Genomic DNA, 383 nt, shown 5'->3' on the forward strand with positions numbered 1-383 from the left:
ATCTACGGCACGCATCACCTGGACATGGAAGGCGCCAGGTGGGAAGCGGAGCTGCGCCACGAAGCCGCACTGGCCGGACAGATCGTCTACGAAGGCAAGAGCAACATCCTCGACTTGTGCCCCGCACGTATCCTGCGCATGGACATGTCCCTGCCCGACGCGCCCAACGGACAGGTCATCACGGAAGTCACGCACACGGGCGGACGCGAAACCGCCTACACCAATACCTACAAGGCCATCCCCTCGGAGCGACGCTTCCGCCTGCCCATCGACGAAAGCAATTGGCCGCGCATCGCCGGCACACTGAGCGGACGCGTGACTTCGCCCGAAGGCTACAAGTACGCCTACCTGACCCAGCAGGGCCACTACGTGGTGCGCCTCGA

At 64.0% G+C, this 383-nt stretch carries 1 pseudogene; it reads left to right on the forward strand.

Going from position 1 to position 383, the window contains the following annotated elements:
• A pseudogene (locus tag ABDB81_RS30470) lies at positions 1–383 on the forward strand (type VI secretion system tip protein VgrG); the annotation flags it as partial.

The organism is Cupriavidus sp. DL-D2, assembly GCF_039710735.1.
Lineage (GTDB): Bacteria > Pseudomonadota > Gammaproteobacteria > Burkholderiales > Burkholderiaceae > Cupriavidus.